Source organism: Spiroplasma endosymbiont of Lasioglossum villosulum, from assembly GCF_964020195.1.
GTDB classification, from domain to species: domain Bacteria; phylum Bacillota_I; class Bacilli_A; order Mycoplasmatales; family VBWQ01; genus Spiroplasma_E; species Spiroplasma_E ixodetis_A.
In genome coordinates, this window is the sequence record NZ_OZ026539.1 from 42,392 (window position 1) to 67,247 (window position 24,856).

A 24,856-nucleotide genomic window follows, 5' to 3' on the forward strand; every position below is an offset into this window, starting at 1 on the left:
GTTATTAATTATGATTCAATAAAAAATTTTGATAATTATATGATAAAAAAGAAAATAACAGTTGTTATTTGTGCTAAAAATAGTAGTGAAATTATTAAAGGTCAATTAAATATTAATTTTAATGTTCAAGGTAGTTGAACAAAAAAAATCATTATCTGTTATTAAAACAGTATTGGAAAATGATGAAAGTGTAATTAATCAATTAATAACTATTGAAGATAATACTAATGTTAGCAAAGTGGATATTGATAATCATATTGCTTTCCTTGTTAGTAAAAAAATAAATGAGTTTGGTAAGCAAAAATGACATCAAGATTTTAATGATCAAGATTATATTATTACTAGTAATGCGATTACTGGAAATTATCAAAAACCAAAATCTATAATAGTAACAATTGTTGGTAAAAATCAATTGCAAGATACTATCGAGTTTTCAATAAATATTCAATGTCAAAATAAAGAACCAAATGAAAAAATTTTTAAAAATAACAATTTTAATGTTAAAGATTTAAATTCTATTGAATTATATCCAAATGTTCTTCCTAGTGGTGTAATATATCCAATTACTTTTAAAGATAATTCTATTTCACTTATTTCACTATTATTTCAAGAAGCTATTAATGATATGAATATTTTTTCTCCTACTAATGACATTAATTTAGAAATGAATATAGGAATTAATATTGATGGCGATAACTATCAAATTCATTTTCAAAAGACAATTAATTTTGATATCATAAAAAAGATAAATAATATTGAACTTGTTAGTGTTTCTGAACAAAATGATAAATGTCAGCATTTAAAAAACATTGGTATCATTATTAAATATGATGATGATAAAGAATATAAAATGCTTCAATCCTTGGACGTTAATATTAAAAATAATAATTTAACCTTATATTTAGAACATGGCAATTTTATTTTAATGGCTTGCACTACTGAAAATCCTTATTTTGTAATTAATCCAGCTTTACGAAGTAGATGTCTATTATTAGAATTAAAGCCAATTAGTAATGAAGAAATGTTATTAGGCTTAAAAAAAATAATTACTAATAATTCATTTTTTAATTTTAATATTAGTGATGAAATTTTAGAAAAAATCTGTAATTTAGCAACCGGTGATTTACGAATAGCAATTAATATTTTAGAAATATTAATAAAATTATATCCTAATGAAATCATAACTATTGATATTATTAATGCTATTATGTCTAAAGCAAGTAATTGAAATGCTAAAGAGGGAAATGAACATCATGATTTAAAGTCAGCATTACAAAAATCAATTAGAGGCAGTGATGTTAATGCTGCTTTGCATTATTTAGCAAGGTTATTAGCAACTGGTGATTATGAAGTTTTATTAAGAAGAATGTTGATTATTGTTTACGAAGATATTGGACTTGCTAATCCCGCTTTAGCAATTAGGGTAAAAACTGCTATTGATACTTCTCGTCAAATTGGTATGCCTGAAGGTATAATTCCGCTTGGTTTAGTAGTTATTGAAATGGCACTTAGTGAGAAATCAAATAGTGCTAATTTGGCAGTACAAAAAGCATATAGTGATGTTTTACAAGGAAAAATATATCCAATTCCTGATTATTTGAAGCATAATTGATCTAAAACATTAAAAAAATCAGTAGGTAAAGCTAAATTATATAAATTTCCACATGATTATGCTAACGATTATGTACAACAACAGTATTTGCCAACAAAGTTAAAAGATACGAAATATTATCAACCAAAACTTCATAACATTTATGAAAAAAAATTAAATGAAATTTATAATAGATTTACTAAAAAATAAAATTCTGAGGTGCAAAATAAAATGTTAAAAAATAAACATTTATGGTTGGGAGTTAGTTTAACATTAGCAACCACTAATATTGTTGCTAACACTAGTATTACTAATAATTTAACAAGTATTAATAAATTAAAACAAGAAAATAAAAATAAAACTGAAACTAATGAAGTTGTTACTAATACTACGTATGGTAATTTAAGTAATAGTACTATTTTAAATAGTCAGGATGAAAATGGAATATATCATCTTTTTGATGTTAAAAGTATTATTGATAATCCAAGTTTAGAACCTTATGTAAAAGATATTTATATTGAGAATTTTAAATTAACTTATAATCCTGAAAAGATAAATAAAGATGTTATTAATGAGTTTGATAAAGAAATTGCTGCTATTAATTATAAAGAAGAACAATTAACAAGTACTAATGATTTGCAAATTTTTCAAAAACAAAACTTGAGCAAAATATCAACAACAGCTTATATTTCAAATAAAAAGTCTAAAAGTAATTTTACTTTTATTCAATTTGGTGGTGCTAATACTCATATATCATTAACTGGAACAAAAGGTATTATTGATGCAATTAAGAACTATGATAATTTAAGTGAAACATTGGGATTATATTATATTGCTCAATCTCATTCAAAAAATAGTAGGGGAATTTGTCTGTCAATATCGAGTGAAAATTTCCCAAAAATATTTATAAAAAAATAAATTATTTTGGAAAGTTACAGTGTTAAATAAATATAAACACGAATTCCAAATAAACGTTAAAAATTTAGCTTTAAATTTTGATTTGCGAACTTTTTTTTGTATAATTTAATTAAGTTTAATATAAGTTTTTAACTCATTGCTTTAATTTCAAAGTAAATGAGTTTTTATTTTGAAAGGATGAAAAAATGAATAAAAATTTACAAGAAGAATATGAATGAATTAATAGAGAATTGAAAAAAATAATTATTGATAAAAATCAATTTACTCCAGAAATTATTAGTAATAGAGTTAATTTAGCTCAAACTACTATTGTTGATATTAATGAAAATTTAAAAAAACAAAAGATTAGCAAATTTAAAAAAATTAGTTATTCAATATTGAAAATATTTACTTTTGGAAAAATTGATAAAAATAAAATAATTAAAGAAAAAAATGATTTTTTTATAAAAATATCAAAAGAACTTTTTGGAAATATTAAAAAAGTAAAAGAATTATATATAAGAAAATCAAATAGTGAAATAAATATAGATGTTAATAAAATTAATAATGTAACTTTAAATAATTTATTAATAAATCCGACTAAATCAAACTTACCACAAATGTAAAAACGAGAGATTGCAATTATAATTTCTTTTATATTTAAAATCAATTTTAGAACACCAAATTTGCTCATACGCAAACGTTTTAAAATTTTATATGGTTTAGTATTTATAAAATTAAATATCTTATAAAATAGATTTTTAATTTTAATTCAGAATTATTGATATCCATATCTTCACGGATGATTTTTATTGGGTATATAAACTTTTTTAGTTTTTATTAAATTTTCTTTTATAATTGGTTTTTGTGCTATTTCTTTTAGTTCATACATTTGATTATTGTAACTAAGATATAATTCATTAATAAATGATTTAAGTACAATTACATCAGTTCTAGGTTGTATGTATTGAACTTTGTTATTTTTATAAGGAAAATACTTTTTACCATAATATGTTATGGTTGAACCACTATCTGTTTTTCTTTTAGAAAATCTTGAAAGATAAATATTGATTTCTTCCTGTGTAGGAGCTTTAACCATAGCAGATTTAGTATCATCAATAGGAAAGGCAAATTGTTTATTAAAAGTACTTATGTATGTTTTAAGAAATTTGTTAGCTTCTTCTAAATTTCTAATTTTATTAAGTCGTAATTCACTAATTAAACGACTTTGAAGTGTTCCAAATAAGCGTTCAACGCGACCTTTAGCTTGCGGAATTGAAGTTCTGATTATTTCAACACCTAAATCATTACAGGACTTTTGAAATTGAGTATAAGTGTCATTTTCTGTATTTATTTTTCCTGCATCAACTTTTTTCTTATATCCAAAAACTGTTCTATTATCGGTATAAAATGTTTTTGGTATTCCATAATTAGTTAAAATTTGATAAAAAATATTATAATAACCATCTAATGTTTCTTGATGATCAAATCATAGTCCAACAATATTTCCTGTAGCATCATCAATTGCAGCATGTAAAAATGATTTTGGTTTATCGTTACCAAATCAATGATGATTACTGGCGTCCATTTGAATTAATTTACCAAAATTTGTTCTTCGATTTCTTGTTGGATGTAAGTTATTTTTTTTATTTTTATGTCTTTTTGGTGAAGTAATTTTTTCTTTAATTAATATAGTATAAAGTGTGCTATATGAAATCTTAATTTTTTCTTCATTAATTAATTTCTCATGAAAATGTTGAAAATTAAAATTATAATATTTTGTTTTATACAAGTTTATAATCTTAATTTTGATTTCAAAATTTGTTGCCTTATTAGAAATTTTATTACGAGATTTATGAATAAAATCAACTTTACCTTCTCTATTAAAAATTTGAATTAATTGGTTAATTCTTCTAATAGTTAGATTAAGTTTATTCTTGGCTTGATGTTTAGATAATTTATTAATAATAATATCATTTATAATTTTGTATTTATATTTTTCTTTCATAGTCATACTTCTTTCCATATTTATCACCAAGTATATTTAACTTCACTTTTGGGAAATTTTTACTCGATAACTAATAGGAAATTATCACTAAATAATGACAATATTATTAATGAATAATTATGTATCATCTTATCAATAAAATTAAAAATTTAATTTAAAACTACTTTAACTATGAAAGGAATAAATAAAATGAAAATAAATAAAGAAGAAACATGAAAAGAAGTACAAAAAGCGTTGAATAATCTTCATGGTCCAGTTAGAGCAGGAGCATTAAGTGCACAAAATTGAAGTAATACGACAACAAGAGTTCTACTAACAATAGCAGGACTTAAGTCTGTTACTAGGTATAGTAATATTGAAAAACGTTACCAATTAATTAAAAGTGGAGTAGCTGATATATTATATGCTGCATTTGGTGGTTGAGTTATTTGACAAGCGTATAATTTAAATGAAACTGGTGGTAGTACAACTACCGAGCCAAATTTACCCACTTTTCCTACTTTACCACCAAATAATGAAAGACTTTATTCTGAAATTGCTGAACAATTAACAGAAGATGCTGTAAGTAATGAATTAAATCCAGAAATGATTTCTATTGCATTAAATAAATTATTTACTGGTACAAATGGATTAGTTAAAGTGCTTAGTGGAATATCAGGTTTTGATTTATATAAAATTCAAAAAGTAACAAAAACTATTGAATACTTAAAATCACTTACTACTTTTGCAACTGCAGGCATTAATTTTACAAATGGTAATATTGTGGGAGGAAATTTAATGTCAATTTCAGCAATGATGGATGTTAGTCATACATATTTTTCTACAATGAGTAAATCTAATACTTCAAATAGTAAAGAGGAAATTATTATTAAAATTATTAATGAAAGAAAAGAACACATTACAAAAAGTTTTTCTTTATATAAAGGTATTTTGAGTAATAAAGATTTAAAGGAAATATATGAGTATTTAGAAAAAAATAATTGAGATAAGTTTGAAATGAGACATTCAGATAAAACAATTCCTAGTTTTGTTAAACTCGGAAAAATAAAAGATTGAAGACCAACATTAACAATGTTTAAAGAATGAATAGATAATTATACTCCCGAAAATAAAAAGGTAGAATTAGTAACAGAGATTGAAGATAATAGTCAACAGGAAAGAATAAAGTTAAAAATTCCTGATTATGAGTTTGAGCCGGAATTTGTTACAAATGCAAATAATGATATGTCAGAAGTTATTATAGAACCCAATGAAAGACAACCACTTTTAGGAAGTATTAATAGTTAATTAAAATTATTTTTTATTTATTATTTTATTTTTTCTTGTACAATTATTTTAGAAATGATGAATTTTAAAGAAAGATTAAAAATTTAACTTTGTTTTTAAAATAAAAATATTTTAAAATTGACACTTATTTTAAATAATAATATAATTAAAAATGGTTAAATTTTCTAGGTGAATTTAATGAACGAAAAAATAATTTTAATTTGTACTGTGTGTTTAAATCGTAATTATCATACATACAAAAATAAGATTAAATATAAAGAGCGTATGGAACTAAAAAAATATTGTGAACATTGTCAAAAACATACTTTACATAAGGAATCACGTTAGGAGAAATTTTCATGAGTGCAGAAGACAAATCAAAAGAAAAACCAAAAATTAATCCTGAAAAATTGGCTCTTTTAAAAAGTAAATTTAATATTTTACGTAAAATTAAACCTTTAAGAACAAAAAGAACTTCTGAAGGAAAACCAAGTTTTGATCCACGAACAGCCGATAAAAATAAAAAGGTTAATATTAGCGAAATTTGAGAAAAAGAACGTAAAAATCGTACGCCTGAAGAACGTTTTTATTATAAAAAAGAAGCGAGAACTTATCATAAATATTTTTTCTTATACTTATCAAGAGAAATTAGAAGAACTCGTTGAACACCAAGAAAACAATTAAATAATAAATTTATTACAACAGTATTATTTATTGCTGTCTTAGCACTATTCTTTTATGGAATTGAGCAGTTATTACTATTTGTATTACCTTTATTAAAAATAATGTAAAAAATGGAGATGCCAAAAAATGAGCGAAAGAATAAAAAAAGAAACCCCTTTAGTGAAAACTACATCATTAGAAGAAACACATAAACATCGAATTGAGCAAGCACAATGATATATTGTTAATTGTAACAAAGGTCATGAAGATAAAGTTGCTGCTGATTTGAAAAATAAAATTGAAAAAAAATTAAATTTAAAAGATAATATTTTTCAAGTTAGGGTTGTTAAAGAAGCAATACCAGATAAAGATAAAAAAATAACTGAAAAAAATATTTTTCCTGGTTATATTTTTGTTCATATGATTTTAACCGAAGATACTTGATATGATATTCGTAATACAACAGGGATTAATGGTTTTATTGGTTCTAGTGGTAAAGGTGTACCACCGACTCCACTTTCTACTAAAGAAGTTAATGAAATGTTATATCGTAATTCTAAAAATTCATCACAACCTAAAGTTAAAGAGACAAAAAAAATTATTCGTGATTTTGAGTTAAATGATTTTGTTCATATTACTTCTGGTGCTTTACAAGGCCGAGAAGGACAAGTTATTAAATTAGATGAAGATAAGGGTGTTGCAACAGTTTCTGTTGATATGTTTGGTCGTCAAACCGAAATTAAAGTAGAATATGATAGTTGTAAAAAAATTAAAGTTTAGTTTAAATTATTTAATTTTTATGTAAAATAAAATTAAAATATATTTGACTACTAATTATAATGATGTTATTATTTGTAAAGTACTATTTATATATATAAATAGACTTTAATTATGTTTAAACTTGTGGAAGATTTATTCGTTTGGACCACAGTGAGAATCCATTTAGGAGGAGTTGCTCATGGCAGATAAAAAAAATATTAATCGTGAAGGTATTATTCAATTACCAGCTGGTAGTGCCAAACCAGGTGCTAGTTTAGCATCATTCGGTATTGATATGCCACGTTTTTGTAGAGAATTTAACGATAAAACCAAAGATCAAAAAGATGATGTTAATCCAGTTCCAATTCCAGTTTTTATTACAGCATATAAAGATAAAACTTTTGACTTTAAAATAAAAACTGCACCAACAACATTTCTTTTAAAAAGAGTATTGAAACTTGCAAAAGGTTCATCAAATGCTAAATTAACAAAAGTAGGAACACTTACTATTGCTCAAATCACAGAAATTGCTCAAATTAAATTACCTGATTTAAATGCTTATTCTTTAGAAGATGCAATTAAAATTGTTGCAGGAACAGCCAAGAATATGGGTATTACTGTTGAAGATGGAAAGCAAGGTGTTTAATATGAATAGAAGTAAAAGATATCTTGCAGTTGCAAAATTAGTTGATAACACTAAAGTTTATCCAATTGATCGTGCTTTAGAATTAGTTAAACAAACTTCATCATTAAAATTTGATGCAACAGTTGAAGCAGCATTTCGTTTAAATGTTGATCCAAGACATGCTGATCAAATGTTACGTGGTTCTATTGTTTTACCAGCAGGGACCGGAAAAACACAACGTGTTTTAGTAATAACTACTACTAAACAAAAAGAGGCAATGGAAAGTCAAGCTGATTTTGTTGGTGGTAAGGAAATGATTGAAAAAATTCAAAAAGGTTGATTTGATTTTGATGTTATTATTGCAACACTCGAAATGATGGGTGAATTAGGAAAAATTGGTAGAGTATTAGGACCAAAAGGGTTAATGCCTACAGCAAAACTAGGAACAGTAACAATGGATGTTCAAAAAGCAATAGCTGATATTCGTAAAGGTAAAGTTGAATATCGTGTTGATAAACAAGGTAATATTCATGTTATTCTTGGTAAAGTATCATTTGCACAAGAAGGGTTAAAAGATAATTATTTAGCAATTCTTAACACTTTAAGAAAAGTTAAACCCGCAGCGGTTAAGGGTGCTTATATTAAAAATATAAGTATTACTACAGCAATGGGCCCTGGTATTAAAGTATTAATTGAAGAATAATATAATAATATAGAAAAAATCATTAGTAAAAGTACTAATGATTTTTTTATGTTTTTATTCATAATTTTTTTAATATTTAAAAAAATTTTACGCTATAATTTATTTATTGTGATAATACCAATTAATACATTATTTTGGTAAAACAATAAAATAATTAGGTAGTAAAGGAGAAACCTTAATGAAAAATCTTATAAATCTTTTTAAGAAACAAAATTGAGGAATAAAAATTGGCTTTGCCTCACTGGTAATTAGTTTGCTCTGTTTAGCATTAGGACTAATTTTAATTGCAACAGCCAATTTTAAAGCCCCAAGTGGAGGTGTTTCACAATATGCCGGAAATGGCTTTCATGTTATTTCTGTATGAGGACTTGATAGTTTTTTAAGCAAAGCTGGCTATGATCAAATGTGAACAGATGCTACTAGTGATAAACTTTTAACTTATCCTCTTGCGCAAGTAGTTGTCGGAATTGTATTTACAGTAATTTTAACTGCTATCTTTTTTGGTGTTAGTGTTTTATCTTTAATATTTGGTTATTTTAAACGTTGATTATATTCTTAGTGTTTAGTAAGTGTTAAATATGGATAAAAATGTAGAATATAAAAAAGTTACATCTTGGGATTGAAAGCAAAAACTAGGATTATTCTTATGTATTTTAACTTTGCTTTTTCTAATAATTAGTTTAATACTATTTGGAACATCTATTTTTAATGATCACTATAATAATTTTCTTGGTAACGGTTTTTGAAGTTTAAAACACTATGGTATTATTAATTTGTTTTATAATTGAGATCAACTAGATATAGAAGCGGCTAAAAATACTTATGTTTCTCATCCTTTTGAACAAGTTTATTTTGCAATTATTTTTTTAATCATTATTGTACCAATATGTTTTGTTCTTGGAGTTAGTTTATTAGTTAGAGGATGATGAAAGTCAAGGATTTAATATATAATTACTTCATAAATTTATTTATAGTAAAATTTAATAATCATTATTTCATTAAAAAGGGTGTATTATGATGTTTAATTCTAAAAAAATAATTGTTTTTTTACTAATAAATATTGTGTGAGTAGTAGTTTGGATTATGATAACTATTAGTTACGATAGTTATCGCGATCCAATTTTAAATTATGTACCACATAGTAACGATTATTTAACAAATGAACCAACTAATCAATTGGTTCCTAAAGCAAAAAAACCTAAACATGTAGTTATGGTGGGTATTGACGGTATGGCCAGTTATGCATTAAAAAGTGGTTATAGTCCAAATATGAACTATTTAATGCATCATGGTGCATATACATTGGAAGCACGTGATGTTTTACCAACTTCTTCTGCTGCAAATTGAGCAAGTGTTATGTTTGCTACAGATCCTATTAAGCATGGTGTTGTTGATCAAGATTTGTGAAATATTCATCATACTGTTCATGCTGAAGTAAAAGCTGATCAAGTAAGTATTTTTAGTTCTATTATTGATAAGTATGGTCCTTCAAAAAATTTATTTGGTTATGCTAGTGAAGGTGAAATGATTGCTAATTTTCAGCCCAAAGGGCAAGAAAATATAAAAACTTTAATTAGTAATAATGGTAATTATTGTGCAACAGAAAATGATAAATAAACTTTTGAAAATACGAAAAATGTATTAATTAATAAACCTTTATTTTCATTTTTTTATTATGTTAATCCTGATTTAGCAGGTCATTCACGTGAATGAAATAGTGAAGAATATTATCAAGCAATTAGTCAGACTGATAAATATATTGGAGATATTATTGAAAATTTAAAAGATTTAGAAATGTGAGAAGATATCTTATTAATTATTAGTTCTGATCATGGAGGTGTTTCACAATATCATGGTCATTCTTCTGATGCTGAACAAAAAATTCCTTTGCTTTTTGCAGGAAATTGTATTCCAAAATACGGAATTATTCCAGATAAAATTAAAATTTATGATATTCCAGCTACTATTGCTTGATTATTAGATATTAATTCACGACCAATAATTTGAGATGGTCAGCCAATTTTAACACCTTTTTTTGATATGACAAATATGTATGATCATAGTGAGGAGTTTAAGTAATGGATATTATCAATTTTAAACAAATTAACTTTCGAAATAATGGCATTAGATTACTTATTGTGCTTGCTACTATTTTTATTGTTTGAAATAATGTACAAAATGTTACTTTAAATATTGGTGGTAGTTTATATGCTTTTAATGCTTATTTTTGCTCACCAATGTTATTTGTTATATTGATATCATTTGGTTTTTTAAGTGCCAATAATAATTTTAGTTGAAAAGAGTATAGTAAATTAATACTAGCTATTATGATTTTATCTTTAATTACAAGTTTTATGTATTTAGATTTTTTTGCTTTTAAAGAAGGATATGTAACAACAGGTTATATGATAGGATTATGATTTAAATTATTATTTTTTGATTATGGTAAATGAATGATATGAATTATTATTGGTGGTAGCGCATTAGTAAAAGTTGTTACTAACCATTTTTCTTTAAGTAATAAAAGTTGAAATATTGTTAAAATAATAACTTTAGTTATTACTAGTATTTTTTTAATAATAGTTTTAATATTTAGTATTAACTTGCAACTTACTAGTAAGTTATATTGATATGATAACTTTAATTGAGATTTATTTTATGTATCATTTCGTGAGGGTGGATTTTTACAACTGATACCTGGGTTATTAGCTTTTTTAGTTGGTCTTAATTTTCAGTGATGAATAAATTGAGAAAAGATAAAAGATAATGTGGTTTAGTCATTACTTAGTTTTTCTTTATTTATTGTTATTATTAGTTGTCGAATGATATTTTATTTTCCTTTAATTTATTGAGATATTATGGAAATTTTGCAAGCTTTATTTTTATTTATTCCTTTTATTATGTTAAATATTAATTATAATAAAATTTTAGCCTTTTTATTTCATGGTACTACTTTTATTTTATTTTTCCATATTGCTTTTAATAAAGTAATTAGTGTTGAATTTATGACAGGTTTATTATTGCGCTTAATATTTGGATTAAATGTTGCTAGAAGAGCAGTGGAATTTGTAAATAATAATTTTTTTGTTACTATAATTTACTCATTTGTTAAGATGTTAATTTTAATTTTCTTTTGTGCTTTTTTATCAAGACAGTATGTAAAACTATTTAAATTTAAAGTATTTGCTATAGAAAAAAAGAAAGCAATTATTCATTAAATTATTATAATTAATCTTTTTCTCTTATAATAAAATAATTATTATCTTTTAATTATTAACGATTTTCCTCATTTTATAATCAACCATCTTTATTTGAAAAAATAAGTTAGCAGTTGGTTTTACTGTTAATTATTTTAGTGATGAAGAAGGAAAAGTAGCAGCAGATGATGAAGAACAGGTTGCTGGTGATATTTGAGTTAAAATTACAGCAGATGTTAATGATCCTTATTGAACAGGAACAACAGCCATTTTGAAAGTAACTTTAACAGATAAGCGTTCTGATTTAAATACAATTAATGATTTATCAGGAATGGATCCAATTATTGTTAATCCTAATTTAACATATCAACAAATTAATAAGAATGTTATTAATACTTCTAATCAATTAAAGAGCGATCCTTTAACTGGTAATTTCACAATTCAATATTTTAGTGATAAATTTGCTAAACATGTAATTAATAACTATTATCAACAAGTTGGTATGGTTTATGTTATTATTACTCCTGATTTTCATACAGGAACTAAGTGAAAAACTAATAAAATACCAATTGTTTTTTCAATTGAAAGTAATGATAGTTTTTAAATAAAAATAAATTAAAGAGATTATTTTTAAATATTTATTTATTATTAGGTTATAATGTAATTATATTTTTTATAAAAATTTATATTTTAATTTTTTTCTTCTAACATTTTTTAAAATACTAAACATGTTTTTTATTTGTGACAGCAATAGATATTTTAGCTATGAGCTTTTATAAAATATAATATTAATTAGATTAATTTTGTTAGAAAGGATAATATTATGGAAAAAGAAAATCTTGCTAAAGTTACTCTCAATAAACGAACAGAAAGAAATTCAATAAACAAGTTGAAAAGACAAGCTATTTTTAGCACGGCAAATCCATGAAAAGCAATCTTTATTATGGTCACACCACCTTTAATTGCTGTAATTATTTTTTCTACTTATCAAATTTTTGATAAATGAATTGCTACACAATGAGGTGGACAAAGTATTATTGATCGTTATAATAATTATCAAAATTCAGGAATAATGATAACTGCTGAACAAGCATTAAAAATTATTAATATTGCTACTACTTATGCTGCTGTTCCTTCTTCAATGATGGTTTCCTTTGCCTTAATGGTTGCAACTGGAACAGGTATTAAGTTTTCGATTGCATATGGTCAAAATAAACGAGAACAAATGTCAGAATATTTAGGAAATGGATTTTTATTATCTTTTTTAGTTTCTATTGTTCTTATGATCATTATGTATTTTAGTTGTCAGAGTATTATTGAATTTCAAGCTGGAAGTGATGTTGGAAGTAATCCAATAATTAGGGAAATAATAATTAAAGAAGCAGTTAGATTTTCGCAAATTTTAATTCTTGCTACACCATTACTTTTTTTTGCTTATTTTTTAGTTTCATTATTACGTAGTGAAGGAATGATGTTATGAACAATTTTAATTAATGTTGCGGCTTGTTTAGTAAATATATCTTTAGATTTTATTTTTGTTATTCCTGGTAAATTAGGAATGGAAGGCACTGCATATGCAACTATTATTGCTTGAGCAAGCATTAATTTATTTTCAATAGGTATTATTTGATATAGTGCCTATAATTTAAGATTTAAAGTAGCACACTTAAAACTTAAATGAGTAATAGTAACGGGCATTTTATTAATTGGTGCAACTTCTTTATTACAAAATATTGCCCAAAGTATTTTGGCAATGGTTACTACTAAAATTTTAAATACATTACCACCTCCAGACTATCATGGTGGGGGAAGTACTGGTATTCCGGTTTTTGTTCAATTATATGGTGGTATTATGCCTTGGTTAATTTTAATTAATGCACCTATTATTGGAATTACGCAGGGAGCAAGAGCATTAATTGGCTATGTTTATGGTTCAAAGGACTTTAGTCGTGTTTGACAATTGATGTGACGTTTAACTTTATTACTTTTATTGTTGCTAATTGCTTCAGTATTATTAGTAGTAATAGCGGGGCAATATATGATGCATTTCTTTGGCGTAGATTTAGAAATGGCAAGATTCTTTAAAGTTTATATTATTATGCAGTTTGCTTTTTATCCATTAGCTACACTACATTATGTTGCTGTTATTTTCTATCAATCAATTAATCGTGGTAAATTGTCATTATTTGCTAGTTTACAACGAACAATTATAATGCCAATTATTTGTTTAGGTTTAGGATATTATGTTGCACATGTTTCTCATAATGGTTTTTATTTTTATTTATTTCTTGGCTTTATTGATTTATTTGCTGCTTTTATATTATTACCATTATTAATTTATACATTTTGAAAATCTAAACCATTTATTCATACAACTAAAGATAAAAAAAGCAAATATCTAATTTAACAGAAAAAAAAGTAGTTAATAAAAATATATCTTAATATTAATATATGAAGAAAGTAAAAAATACTCATTTAAAACAGAGTATTTTTTAATTATTTAAGATTAAAAAAGGTTGTTAATTTTACAAATTAAAAGGAATGAATATACAATCTATATTTGATTGAAGTCATTTCTAAAATAAAATATTTATTTACCTTCATTAACTCTCTTTTTTAATGCTTTACAAGAATTAAATTTAACTACTCGCTTTCTAGGAATAGCCATCGGTTCTGAATTTTGTGGATTTACTCCCGGTCGAGCTTTGCGGTATTTAATAGTAAAAGTTCCAAAGTTACGTAGTGTTACTTTTTCTCCTTTAATTAAAGCAGTAGCAATTTTATCTAAGATAAATTCTAACACTTCTTTGTATTCTTTTTCTGATAATTCTAATTTTTTTTGTACAGCTCGTGCTATCTGACTTTTTTGCATAAAATTTTCAACCCTTTCTTCACCAATTACCATAAGTATGCTATAAAAACATGCTTTAAATGATACTTATTATTATATAACATTTTTTAAAAAAACCTTATTTAATGAAAATTAAAGACTAGTAAAAAAATAAGATTTGAATATATAAATTTATATGTTAATTAACATGTGCAAAGCAAAAAATCTTTACATTCATTTTCTTGTATGTTAAAATTCAAAAAATAAGTAAATAACTATTTCGGAGGTACTAAGATATGCAAATGAAAAATTTATTAAGACTTATGGGTGCATTAGCCCTAACAACAGTAGCTACTACTTCAGTTGTAGCTTGTGGTGATCAAACTGTAGTTAATTTAGATACAGTATTAAAAAAGAAAGAATTAGATCCAATTTCAGTTGTTGATATTACTAAACCAACTGAGAAAGAACTTAAAGAAGCTATTAAAGCAGTTCCAGAAAATAAAAACATTGATTTAAATGGTATTACAGTTAAAGTTAATACTCCTGAAAAAGAGGGAGATCCAATTACTAGTGCAGTAGTTACTCCTGATGGTAAAATTTATAATGGTGATTCAATAACTATTACATTTACATTAGCACATAAAAAGACAGATGTTGAAGTTACAACTGATATTAAAGCAGCTTTAGAAAAAGGTGTTGATGGTAAATCATTAAATGATTCACAAAAACAAAGTGATGCTAAAGATATTATTACAGCAGCAATTAAAAAAGTTACTGATGAAGATAAAGCTAGTGAAGCAACATTTACTTTTGATAAAGAAGATACAGATTTAACTGTAGGAGATATTACAGTTAATATTAAAGTTACACTTGGGCAATCAAAAGATGTTGCAGTTGCTGTTAAATTAACTGGTGTAACAGCACATAAAAAGACAGATATTGAAGTTACAACTGATATTAAAGCAGCTTTAGAAAAAGGTGTTGATGGTAAATCATTAAATGATTCACAAAAACAAAGTGATGCTAAAGATATTATTACAGCAGCAATTAAAAAAGTTACTGATGAAGATAAAGCTAGTGAAGCAACATTTACTTTTGATAAAGAAGATACAGATTTAACTGTAGGAGATATTACAGTTAATATTAAAGTTACACTTGGGCAATCAAAAGATGTTGCAGTTGCTGTTAAATTAACTGGTGTAACAGCACATAAAAAGACAGATATTGAAGTTACAACTGATATTAAAGCAGCTTTAGAAAAAGGTGTTGATGGTAAATCATTAAATGATTCACAAAAACAAAGTGATGCTAAAGATATTATTACAGCAGCAATTAAAAAAGTTACTGATGAAGATAAAGCTAGTGAAGCAACATTTACTTTTGATAAAGAAGATACAGATTTAACTGTAGGAGATATTACAGTTAATATTAAAGTTACACTTGGGCAATCAAAAGATGTTGCAGTTGCTGTTAAATTAACTGGTGTAACAGCACACGAATAAGAAATATAATATTTTATTATAATTAAAATGACACAATTTAAATTGTGTCATTTTTTTCTAATTATTTTTCAAAATTTATTTGACTATTACTATTAAAAACTGGTATTATACTTATTGGACTAAATTTTGATACACTAGGAATTGTGTATATAATTAATTCTTTAAAATCATAAAGGAGGCTAACGATTAATGCCAACAATGAACCAACTATTACGTAAAGGACGTACAGATAAAAAATACAAATCTAAATCACCAGCGTTAAATGTTTCATATAATTCATTAACAAAAACAACTTCTTCAATTAGCAGTCCGCAAAAAAAAGGTGTAGCGCTTGTAGTTACTACAAGAACACCAAAAAAACCTAACTCAGCTTTAAGAAAAATTGTTCGTGCTCGTTTAACTAACGGTATGGAAGTTACTGCTTATATTTCTGGAGAAGGTCATAATTTGCAAGAACATGCTATTGTTGGAATCCGTGGTGGGAGAGTTAAAGATTTACCTGGAGTTAGATACCATGTTATTCGTGGGTATTCTGATACTGCCGGAGTAGTAAATCGTAATCAAGGTCGTTCTAAATACGGAACTAAAAAACCAAAAGATAAGAAATAAGGAGGTAAAACTAAATGCGTAAAAATCAAGCTATTAAAAGAGAATTAGTTGCTGATCCAATTTATGATTCAAAAATTGTTACTCAATTAATTAACGCCATTATGATTGATGGTAAAAAAAGTGTAGCTCAAAAAATTGTTTATAATTCTTTTAAAATTGTTGGAGAAAAAACCCAACAAGTACCATTAGAAGTATTTGAAAAGGCAATTGCTAATATTACACCACAATTAGAAATTAAAACTCGAAGAATTGGTGGTGCAAACTATCAAGTTCCTATTGAAGTTAGTGCTACTCGTAAGATAACTTTAGCAATTCGTTGATTAGTTTCTTATTCACAAGCAAGATATGGTAATAGTATGCAAGATAAACTTGCAGCTGAGATTATGGATGCTGCTACTGGTAATGGTTCATCAATTAAAAAACGTGATGAAATTCATCGTATGGCTGAAGCTAATAAAGCCTTTGCTCACTATAAATGATAATAAAGGAGAGAGAAAATGGCAGAAAAATCAGGTCGAGAATATTCACTAGCAAATACTAGAAATATTGGAATTATGGCTCATATTGATGCTGGTAAAACTACAACAACAGAAAGAGTTTTATATCATACTGGTAAAATTCATAAAATTGGTGAGGTACATGAAGGTGCCGCAACTATGGACTGAATGGAACAAGAACAAGAACGTGGTATTACTATTACTTCAGCTGCAACAACTGCTGTTTGAAGAAATAATCGAATAAATATTATTGATACTCCGGGTCACGTTGATTTTACTGTTGAAGTTGAACGCTCATTAAGAGTTTTAGACGGAGCAGTTGCTGTATTAGACGCGCAAACTGGAGTTGAACCACAAACCGAAACTGTTTGAAATCAAGCAACTAGGTATAATGTACCAAGAATTGTTTTTGCAAATAAAATGGATAAAATTGGGGCTGACTTTGCTCATTCAATTCAAACATTAAAAGATCGTCTTGGTGCTAATGCTCATGCAATTCAATGACCAATTGGTGCAGAAGATGCTTTTGATGGAATTATTGATATAATTGAGATGAAAGCATACCATTTTGATGGTAAACCAAATGAGGATTATAAAGAAATTGCAATTCCTGAAGAACTTAAAGATGTTATTGCAAGTAGACGTGAGGAATTATTAGAAGCACTTTCTCACTTTGATGATGATTTCTTTATGAAATATGCTGAAGGAGAAGTAACTGTTGCTGAAATTAAGACAGTAATTCGTAAAGCAACAATTGCTGCTGAGTTTTTCCCAGTATTATGTGGTAGTGCCTTTAAAAATAAAGGTGTTAAATTAATGTTAGATGCAGTTATTGATTACTTGCCTTCACCATTAGATGTACCTGCAATTAAAGGAATATTACCTGTTTCATTAAAAGAAGTAGAACGTTATTCTAGTGATGAAGAACCTTTCTCAGCGTTAGCATTTAAGATCATGACTGACCCTTTTGTTGGAAGATTAACTTTTTTTAGAGTATATTCGGGAACATTAGAATCTGGTAGTTATGTATTAAACTCAACTAAAGAAAAAAAAGAGCGTGTTGGTCGAATTTTACAAATGCATGCCAATAGTCGTGCCGAAATTAAAAAGGTTTATGCTGGTGACATTGCTGCTATTGTTGGTTTAAAAGATACAACTACTGGTGATACATTATGTGATGAAAAACATGAAGTTATTTTAGAAAAAATGGTATTTCCAGAACCAGTTATTTCATTAGCGCTTGAACCTAAAACAAAAGCTGATCAAGAAAAAATGAGTTTAGGTTTACAAAAACTTGCAGAAGAAGATCCAACATTCCGTGTTTCATCAGATAAAGAAACAGGACAGACAATTATTTCAGGAATGGGAGAACTGCATTTAGACATCTTAACTGATCGTTTAAAACGTGAATTTAAAGTAGCAACTAACATTGGAAATCCACAAGTTGCTTATCGTGAAACAATTAAAGCAGTTTGTGAACGCGCTGAGGGTAAATATATTCATCAATCAGGTGGTCGCGGCCAATATGGACATGTTATTATTAAATTTGAACCAAATCCAGATAAAGGATTCGAGTTTGTTGATAAAATTGTTGGTGGTAAAGTGCCACGTGAATACATTAAACCAGTACAAGAAGGATTAATTGAATCATTAGCTAATGGTTTAATTGCAGGATATCCAGTTATTGACGTTAAAGCAACATTATATGATGGTTCATTCCACCCTGTTGACTCTTCAGAACGTGCCTTTAATATTGCAGCTTCTAAATCTTTACAAGATAATAAAGATTTATTAAAACCAGTATTATTAGAACCAATTATGAATGTTGAAGTTATTATTCCAGATGAATATTATGGTTCTATTGTTGGTAAAATTTCTGGTAAAAGAGGTACTATCGAAGCAGATGAAATGCGTGGTAATAGTAAAGTTGTTAAAGCTAAAGTGCCTTTATCTGAAATGTTTGGTTATGCTACTGAATTACGTTCAATGACCCAAGGACGCGGAACATATACAATGTCTTTTTCACACTATGAAGAAGCACCAAAATCAGTTGCTGAAGCAGTTGCTGGTAAATATCAAAAAGGAAGAATTACTAAAAAATAAAATAATTTAATTGAAAGTATAATAACTTTACTTTAAAATTATCTTAGTGTTTAATTTAATTAAATAAAAATAAGTATTAATTATTTCCAAGGAGGAAACAAAAATGGCAGAAAAAGAAGTAAAAAAATCAAAGCCTGTATCAACAGGCCCAAAACAAAAATTTGAACGTACAAAACCGCACGTTAATGTTGGAACAATTGGTCACGTTGATCACGGAAAAACAACATTAACTGCTGCAATTACTAGTTATTGTTCAAAACATGAAGCAGATGGATATAAAGGTATGTTTAAGGACTATGCTTCTATCGATGCTGCTCCAGAAGAAAAAGCACGTGGTATTACTATTAATACAGCTCACGTTGAATATGAAACACCAACTCGTCACTATGCACACGTTGACTGTCCAGGTCACGCTGACTACATTAAAAATATGATTACAGGTGCAGCTCAAATGGATGGTTCAGTGTTAGTTGTTTCTGCAACTGATGGTCCAATGCCACAAACACGTGAACACATTCTATTGGCACGTCAAGTTGGAGTTAAAAAAATTGTTGTATTCTTAAATAAGTGTGATATGGAAAGTGTAGACGATGACGTATTAGAACTTGTTGAAATGGAAATTCGTGAATTACTAACTAAGTATGAATTTGAAGGTGATGATACACCAATTATTCGTGGTTCTGCAAGAGGAGCATTAGATGGTAAAAAAGAATGAGAAGCAAAAATTAAAGAATTATTAACAGCAATGGATGAATGAATCCCAACACCAAAAAGAGAAGTTGATAAACCAGTATTATTAGCTGTTGAAGATGTTTTCACTATTACTGGACGTGGAACAGTAGCTACTGGAAGAATTGAACGTGGAACTTTAAAAGTTAATGATGAAATTGATATTATTGGTATTAACAAAGGTCTTAAAAAAGTTGTTGTTACTGGTATTGAAATGTTCAGAAAATTATTAGATGAAGCACAAGCTGGTGATAACGTTGGAGTATTATTACGTGGAGTTAAACGTGAAGATATTCAACGTGGACAAGTTATTGCTAAACCAGGATCAGTTACTCCACATACTAAATTTAAAGGTGAAGTTTATATTCTAACTAAAGAAGAAGGTGGACGTCATACTTCATTTAATCCGGGATATCGACCACAATTTTATTTTCGTACAACTGATGTTACAGGAAGTATGGGAAACTTTATTAATAAAGGTGAAAAATCGGAATTAATTATGCCAGGTGATAACGTTACTATTACTGTTGAATTAATTCACCCAGTTGCCCTTGAGAAAGGTACTCAATTCTCAATCCGTGAAGGTGGAAGAACTGTTGGAGCCGGACAAGTTACTGAAGTTATTGAATAATCACATTTAATCAAAAATCTTTATTCTCAAAAGAGAATAAAGATTTTTGATTAAAAATATTTTAGTAGTAAAATTAATTTATAGAAAAGAGATGACAAATCAATGCCTTATGTTAAAGAACTGGAAAGTCTAATTTTAAATCGTAAATCAATTCGTAATTATGATCCTAGTAAAGTTATTAGTGATAGTAAAATTAACGATATTCTTAACTATGTGCGTCATACCCCATCTTCATATGGTTTAGAACCATGAAAAATTTTAGTTATTAGTAATTCTAAAATTAAAGCACAATTGCAACCAATCATAAATAATCAACAACAAGTTAGTACTTGTTCACATTTATTTATTTTATTAAGTTATAGTGGTGAAAATTTCAATACTAGTAATCAATGATTTGTTGATACTGTTATGAAAAGACGTAATTTAACAAAACCACAATACGAAATTTATAAATCAACATTTAATAATTTCTTTGATCATGACAAAAAAACACAAATAAATCATTGGGCACAATGTCAAACTTTTATTTTATTACAAAACCTTTTATTATTATTAACTGCTCATGAAATTGATAATGTTGTATTAGGTGGTTTTAATGAACAACAATTATTAACTTACTTAGAATCAAATAAGATTATTGAACCTAATAAGTATCATGTTACAATTTTAGTGTCTGCTGGTTATGGTTATCCATCAAAAACTAAAATTATTAAAAATGAAGTTAGTGAAATCAGTACTCTTATCAAATAAATGTATTAGAAAAGGTATTGCAATGGAAAAATTAAAAATAAATAACTTAGATATTGAATTAAATATTAATGTTATTGGTAAATTTTTAGATAAGATTGAATATCCAATTCTTATTTTTGATTTTGAGACTTTTCGTAATTTATTACATAAAAAAAAGAACAATTCGTATGCTCATGATTTTGAAAAAATTTTTTCAATTGCATTATTAATTATTAATAAAAAAGAAGATTTAAGTGTTAGTAATTTACAAAATAAAAAGTTACATTTATTCGTTAAAACTGTTATTCCACAACCAAATATTTTAAATGAAGATTTAAAACTTGTTAAACATCAACAACAGTTTTTTAAATTTTTAACTAATAAGTTATTAAAATATAACATTAAATCTTTGATTTTACTTGGTGCCAGAACTGAAATATTAATGTTAAAAAACTATTTGAGTTATCATAATGATGAAAGTAAATTCAAAAATAAAGTTAGTTATTTTTTTCAAAAACATAAAATTTTTGATTTATATGATATTTGAAATAATGATCAAGTTTTAAATTTACCTTTATATAAAAAAGGTTTACATCTTGATGTTGGTGCTAGTAAAAAAACTTCAATACTAATTAAAAATAATAATGATTATTGTAAAATATTAAAAGAACAATTTTCATTAACAAATAATAATATTGGAAGAATTATTGATCAATATTTTTTTAATAATATTTGTTTATTACCTAGTTTTACTACGCAAGTAGCAAATCATAATCAAAATGATGTTTTAATTGGCGCTGCAATCTTATCATTACTTTATACTTTTTGTGATAAATATTAAGAAAATAAAAAATATTAATTATTTAAATTAATATTTTTTATTAAATTTTATTTTTTTAGTTCAAATTTTTTGGTATTTGTGAATTATATATTGTTGTATTTGTTGATAAAGGCATTAAATTATTAATTTCATTAACATTCAATCTTGTTTCACTATTTGAACTTACATCTTGAGTTTCTAAATTATCATTATTATTTGTTAATTTAAGTAAATTTTGAAATTGTTTTTCAAGTTCTGTTTTAGATTGACTAATTAAATAAGTATTTTCAAACACTGATTTTTTGCAAGGATATCAATATCCATCTTCATCTCAAATTAAAACATCTTCTTTAGTATATTTTACTTCTTTTTTAGTACCATTTGGACCCCAAGGTAGTGATAATTCTCCGCTTTTATTATCTTTATTAAGATTAACTATTTTTATTTTAGAATCGGGATTTGCTCAAGCTTCCCCCTTACTTATATTATTAATAACCGGAATATAAGTAGTTTTAAATTTTTTTGGTTAACAACTCAATGTTCACCAATAACTCCTGTAATAATATAATCATCGCGATGACAAGTTACTGTTACTTTTTCTAGTGTTTCAATTTCTAATGGGTTATTATCTTGATGTAATTGAAATTCATATTTTACAGTAGGATTTTTAATACAAAATGTAACATTTGAATTTTCTGTATTTTCTTTAAATAACATATTTTCTCCTTCATCTTTTTGTTTTTTGAATAAAGACTTTATTTTAAAAATAAACATATAGTAAATTTTAAATTTCAATATTTATCTTTATTTTTTTTAAAATAATTTAATAAAATTAAAAAAACTAATATAGATAAAAATATCTATATTAGTAATGAACATTTAATAAATTATTATTAATAATATCATTTTTTTATCTTTTTTAAAAATATTTTTGTAATTAAATTATTATATATAATTGTAAAATTATAAGTAAAAGTAGCAATATTATAAATTAAAATCATAATTTTATGATTTACTAACACCCAAACTAATACCTAATATAAGGTGTACTTATGTTATAATTACTATAGTATATTGTTGACTCTTCGTTAAAATTAAGTTTGAAAAGGAGTACTAACTATGAAAATTGGAATTATTGGAGCATCAGGAAAATCAGGACTTGCCTTAACTAAAGAAGCTTTAAAACAGGGATATCAAGTTGTTGCCATTACTAGAAATCTTATTAAAATGCCAATTCTTAATAATGATAATCGATTGACCATTAAAAAAGCTGATCTTACTAATAAAAGTAGTATTAAAGCGGTTGTTAATGATGTTGATATTTTAATTAGTGCTTACGGCCCTACTATTGATAATCCCCAAAATATTCATCAGCAAGTTGCTAAAAACTTAATTACTATCATGCATGAATGTCAAAATATTAAAAGGTTATTAATTGTTGGTGGTGCTGGTAGTTTGTTAAATGATAAGAATGAAATATTAGTAGAAACAATTGCATTTCCTGAAGCATGAAAAGAGCATGCACAACAACAAGTTCAAGCATTAGATACTTATCGTAGCAGTGACATTAATTGAACATATTTTAGCCCTTCTTTATACTATGACCCAGAATTACCAACTTTAGACAAATTTAAAATTGGTAACAATCACTTAATTGTTAATAAAGAAGGAAAAAGTGAAATTAGTTATGGTGATGCAGCAATTGCTATTATTAATGAGATTAAAGAACAAAAATTTATTAAAAAACGTTTTACAGCGGGTTATAATTAATATTTTGTTTGAAAGGATATTAGACAAATGTTAAAACTTACAAAAGAACAAATTTTACAAAAAACGATAACTTTAAATAATGGTGTCAAAATTCCTCAATTTGGATTAGGTACATATTTAATGGTTGATAGTAAATCTATTTATAATTTAGTAATTTGTGCTTTGCAAAATGGTTATCGTCATATTGATACTGCAGAATATTATAAAAACGAGGAGATAATTGGGAATGCAATTAAAGATTTTTTAGCAGAAAATCCAGAAGTTAAAAGGGAAGATTTATTTATTACTTCTAAAATTTGAAATGACAATCATGAATATGAACTTACTAAAGATGCTTTGCGTGGTATCCTGAATCGTTTAAAACTAGATTATTTAGATTTATGTTTAATTCATTGACCAACTAAACAAAGTTTTGAATGTTGAAGAGCCTTAGAAGAATTTTATGAATATGGTAAAGTTAGGGCAATTGGTGTTTCAAATTTTAATAGTTCACAATTGAAAGATTTTTTAAAAAAAATAAAAATAAAACCAGCAATTAATCAAATTGAAACACATCCTGGTTTTAATCAAAAAAACACAATAGATTTTTGTTACGAGAATAATATTGCTGTTACTTCATGAAGAACAATGCTAGGTGGTAGAGCAGATGAAATACCATTATTACAAGAATTAGCAAATAAATACAAGGTTACTACTAGTCACATTGCTTTAAGATGAGCTTGACAATTGGGTCAAGTAGTTATTCCTAAATCAACTAATCCAGAGCGAATTATTAGTAATCCCGATATTGGGGGTTTTCAACTAACAGAAGAAGAGATGTTAAAAATTCAAAAATTACCACAAACTGCTTTAGGGCCACAATCTAATGATAAAAAATTTTGAAAAGGAATTATGATGGATTAAATTTAAAAAGGGGGTTAAATA

General features: G+C 25.9%; 31 protein-coding genes. 27 read left to right on the plus strand and 4 right to left on the minus strand.

The genetic code is table 4. The annotated features are described in order from the left end of the window. Positions 1-39: 39 nt before the first annotated feature. The 4 genes from AACK81_RS00205 to AACK81_RS00220 all read left to right on the plus strand — a co-directional run bounded on the left by AACK81_RS00205 (position 40) and on the right by AACK81_RS00220 (position 3,114). Positions 40-165: a hypothetical protein gene (locus AACK81_RS00205; protein ID WP_338961619.1), complete on the plus strand. Its 126-nt coding sequence runs from the start codon at positions 40-42 to the stop codon at positions 163-165. A gap of 7 nt (positions 166-172) precedes the next feature. Next, positions 173-1,801: a hypothetical protein gene (locus AACK81_RS00210; protein WP_338961621.1), complete on the plus strand. Its 1,629-nt coding sequence runs from the start codon at positions 173-175 to the stop codon at positions 1,799-1,801. Positions 1,802-1,822: 21 nt separating this feature from the next. Then, complete coding sequence (locus tag AACK81_RS00215; RefSeq protein ID WP_338961623.1) at positions 1,823-2,509, plus strand: hypothetical protein; 687 nt, start codon at positions 1,823-1,825, stop codon at positions 2,507-2,509. A 185-nt stretch (positions 2,510-2,694) separates the two neighbouring features. After that, a complete protein-coding gene (locus tag AACK81_RS00220; protein ID WP_338961431.1) occupies positions 2,695-3,114 on the plus strand; it encodes a hypothetical protein in 420 nt (139 codons plus the stop codon). 152 nt (positions 3,115-3,266) lie between these two features. On the opposite strand, the gene AACK81_RS00225 is transcribed toward AACK81_RS00220, so the two are convergent. Then, on the minus strand, positions 3,267-4,514 hold the full coding sequence (locus tag AACK81_RS00225; protein WP_338961626.1) for an ISNCY family transposase: 1,248 nt from the start codon (positions 4,512-4,514) through the stop codon (positions 3,267-3,269). 171 nt (positions 4,515-4,685) lie between these two features. Between AACK81_RS00225 and AACK81_RS00230 the strand changes: the two genes are divergently transcribed. The 14 genes from AACK81_RS00230 (at position 4,686) to AACK81_RS00295 (ending at position 14,116) form a co-directional block, all read left to right on the plus strand. Further along, on the plus strand, positions 4,686-5,783 hold the full coding sequence (locus AACK81_RS00230) for a hypothetical protein (protein WP_338961629.1): 1,098 nt from the start codon (positions 4,686-4,688) through the stop codon (positions 5,781-5,783). Between the two features lie 177 nt (positions 5,784-5,960). Beyond that, on the plus strand, positions 5,961-6,110 hold the full coding sequence (rpmG, locus tag AACK81_RS00235; protein ID WP_174481441.1) for a 50S ribosomal protein L33: 150 nt from the start codon (positions 5,961-5,963) through the stop codon (positions 6,108-6,110). 11 nt (positions 6,111-6,121) lie between these two features. Further along, complete coding sequence (gene secE / locus AACK81_RS00240) at positions 6,122-6,553, plus strand: preprotein translocase subunit SecE (RefSeq protein ID WP_174481440.1); 432 nt, start codon at positions 6,122-6,124, stop codon at positions 6,551-6,553. Between the two features lie 19 nt (positions 6,554-6,572). Further along, positions 6,573-7,205, plus strand: coding sequence for a transcription termination/antitermination protein NusG (gene nusG / locus AACK81_RS00245; protein ID WP_174481439.1), 633 nt, complete (start codon positions 6,573-6,575; stop codon positions 7,203-7,205). Positions 7,206-7,383: 178 nt separating this feature from the next. Then, positions 7,384-7,830 carry a 50S ribosomal protein L11 gene (gene rplK / locus AACK81_RS00250; protein ID WP_338961633.1) on the plus strand — a complete coding sequence of 149 codons (447 nt, stop codon included), beginning with the start codon at positions 7,384-7,386 and terminating at the stop codon, positions 7,828-7,830. 1 nt (position 7,831) lies between these two features. Beyond that, positions 7,832-8,512, plus strand: coding sequence for a 50S ribosomal protein L1 (gene rplA, locus AACK81_RS00255; RefSeq protein ID WP_338961635.1), 681 nt, complete (start codon positions 7,832-7,834; stop codon positions 8,510-8,512). A gap of 178 nt (positions 8,513-8,690) precedes the next feature. Further along, positions 8,691-9,071, plus strand: a complete 381-nt coding sequence (locus AACK81_RS00260) for a hypothetical protein (protein ID WP_338961637.1) — start codon at positions 8,691-8,693, stop codon at positions 9,069-9,071. Positions 9,072-9,090: 19 nt separating this feature from the next. Further along, positions 9,091-9,456, plus strand: a complete 366-nt coding sequence (locus AACK81_RS00265; RefSeq protein WP_338961639.1) for a hypothetical protein — start codon at positions 9,091-9,093, stop codon at positions 9,454-9,456. A gap of 139 nt (positions 9,457-9,595) precedes the next feature. Further along, positions 9,596-10,129, plus strand: coding sequence for an alkaline phosphatase family protein (locus AACK81_RS00270; RefSeq protein WP_338961641.1), 534 nt, complete (start codon positions 9,596-9,598; stop codon positions 10,127-10,129). A gap of 27 nt (positions 10,130-10,156) precedes the next feature. Continuing rightward, complete coding sequence (locus AACK81_RS00275; RefSeq protein ID WP_338963001.1) at positions 10,157-10,591, plus strand: alkaline phosphatase; 435 nt, start codon at positions 10,157-10,159, stop codon at positions 10,589-10,591. After that, positions 10,591-11,289: a hypothetical protein gene (locus AACK81_RS00280; protein WP_338961643.1), complete on the plus strand. Its 699-nt coding sequence runs from the start codon at positions 10,591-10,593 to the stop codon at positions 11,287-11,289. Before AACK81_RS00275 ends, AACK81_RS00280 begins: the two co-directional genes overlap by 1 nt. Before the next feature lie 81 nt (positions 11,290-11,370). Beyond that, a complete protein-coding gene (locus AACK81_RS00285) occupies positions 11,371-11,730 on the plus strand; it encodes a hypothetical protein (RefSeq protein ID WP_338961645.1) in 360 nt (119 codons plus the stop codon). A 250-nt stretch (positions 11,731-11,980) separates the two neighbouring features. Next, on the plus strand, positions 11,981-12,313 hold the full coding sequence (locus AACK81_RS00290) for a hypothetical protein (RefSeq protein WP_338961647.1): 333 nt from the start codon (positions 11,981-11,983) through the stop codon (positions 12,311-12,313). Between the two features lie 219 nt (positions 12,314-12,532). Continuing rightward, positions 12,533-14,116, plus strand: coding sequence for an MATE family efflux transporter (locus tag AACK81_RS00295; RefSeq protein ID WP_338961649.1), 1,584 nt, complete (start codon positions 12,533-12,535; stop codon positions 14,114-14,116). Between the two features lie 183 nt (positions 14,117-14,299). Here the strand turns inward: AACK81_RS00295 and AACK81_RS00300 are convergent, their stop codons facing one another. Next, a complete protein-coding gene (locus AACK81_RS00300) occupies positions 14,300-14,581 on the minus strand; it encodes an HU family DNA-binding protein (protein ID WP_174481356.1) in 282 nt (93 codons plus the stop codon). A 254-nt stretch (positions 14,582-14,835) separates the two neighbouring features. Between AACK81_RS00300 and AACK81_RS00305 the strand changes: the two genes are divergently transcribed. From AACK81_RS00305 to AACK81_RS00335, 7 genes are all read left to right on the plus strand, one after another. Next, a complete protein-coding gene (locus AACK81_RS00305) occupies positions 14,836-16,044 on the plus strand; it encodes a hypothetical protein (RefSeq protein ID WP_338961651.1) in 1,209 nt (402 codons plus the stop codon). A gap of 189 nt (positions 16,045-16,233) precedes the next feature. After that, on the plus strand, positions 16,234-16,653 hold the full coding sequence (rpsL, locus tag AACK81_RS00310) for a 30S ribosomal protein S12 (protein ID WP_252320120.1): 420 nt from the start codon (positions 16,234-16,236) through the stop codon (positions 16,651-16,653). A 14-nt stretch (positions 16,654-16,667) separates the two neighbouring features. Further along, positions 16,668-17,135 (plus strand): 30S ribosomal protein S7, encoded by a 468-nt coding sequence (gene rpsG, locus AACK81_RS00315; protein WP_174481359.1) that lies wholly within the window; start codon positions 16,668-16,670, stop codon positions 17,133-17,135. 15 nt (positions 17,136-17,150) lie between these two features. Next, positions 17,151-19,253 carry an elongation factor G gene (gene fusA / locus AACK81_RS00320; RefSeq protein ID WP_338961653.1) on the plus strand — a complete coding sequence of 701 codons (2,103 nt, stop codon included), beginning with the start codon at positions 17,151-17,153 and terminating at the stop codon, positions 19,251-19,253. Between the two features lie 103 nt (positions 19,254-19,356). Then, positions 19,357-20,613, plus strand: coding sequence for an elongation factor Tu (tuf, locus tag AACK81_RS00325; RefSeq protein WP_338961656.1), 1,257 nt, complete (start codon positions 19,357-19,359; stop codon positions 20,611-20,613). A 102-nt stretch (positions 20,614-20,715) separates the two neighbouring features. Continuing rightward, positions 20,716-21,363, plus strand: a complete 648-nt coding sequence (locus AACK81_RS00330) for a nitroreductase family protein (protein ID WP_338961659.1) — start codon at positions 20,716-20,718, stop codon at positions 21,361-21,363. Further along, entirely contained in the window at positions 21,329-22,183 is an 855-nt protein-coding gene (locus AACK81_RS00335) for a hypothetical protein (protein WP_338961661.1), read from the plus strand. Before AACK81_RS00330 ends, AACK81_RS00335 begins: the two co-directional genes overlap by 35 nt. A gap of 55 nt (positions 22,184-22,238) precedes the next feature. On the opposite strand, the gene AACK81_RS00340 is transcribed toward AACK81_RS00335, so the two are convergent. Together AACK81_RS00340 and AACK81_RS00345 are read right to left on the minus strand one after the other, a co-directional pair. After that, positions 22,239-22,457, minus strand: a complete 219-nt coding sequence (locus AACK81_RS00340) for a hypothetical protein (RefSeq protein ID WP_338961663.1) — start codon at positions 22,455-22,457, stop codon at positions 22,239-22,241. 185 nt (positions 22,458-22,642) lie between these two features. Beyond that, positions 22,643-22,879, minus strand: coding sequence for a hypothetical protein (locus tag AACK81_RS00345; protein ID WP_338961665.1), 237 nt, complete (start codon positions 22,877-22,879; stop codon positions 22,643-22,645). Positions 22,880-23,281: 402 nt separating this feature from the next. Between AACK81_RS00345 and AACK81_RS00350 the strand changes: the two genes are divergently transcribed. Both AACK81_RS00350 and AACK81_RS00355 read left to right on the plus strand, forming a co-directional pair. After that, positions 23,282-23,932: an NAD(P)-dependent oxidoreductase gene (locus AACK81_RS00350; protein WP_338961666.1), complete on the plus strand. Its 651-nt coding sequence runs from the start codon at positions 23,282-23,284 to the stop codon at positions 23,930-23,932. Positions 23,933-23,959: 27 nt separating this feature from the next. Continuing rightward, on the plus strand, positions 23,960-24,835 hold the full coding sequence (locus tag AACK81_RS00355; RefSeq protein ID WP_338961669.1) for an aldo/keto reductase: 876 nt from the start codon (positions 23,960-23,962) through the stop codon (positions 24,833-24,835). Positions 24,836-24,856 lie beyond the last annotated feature (21 nt).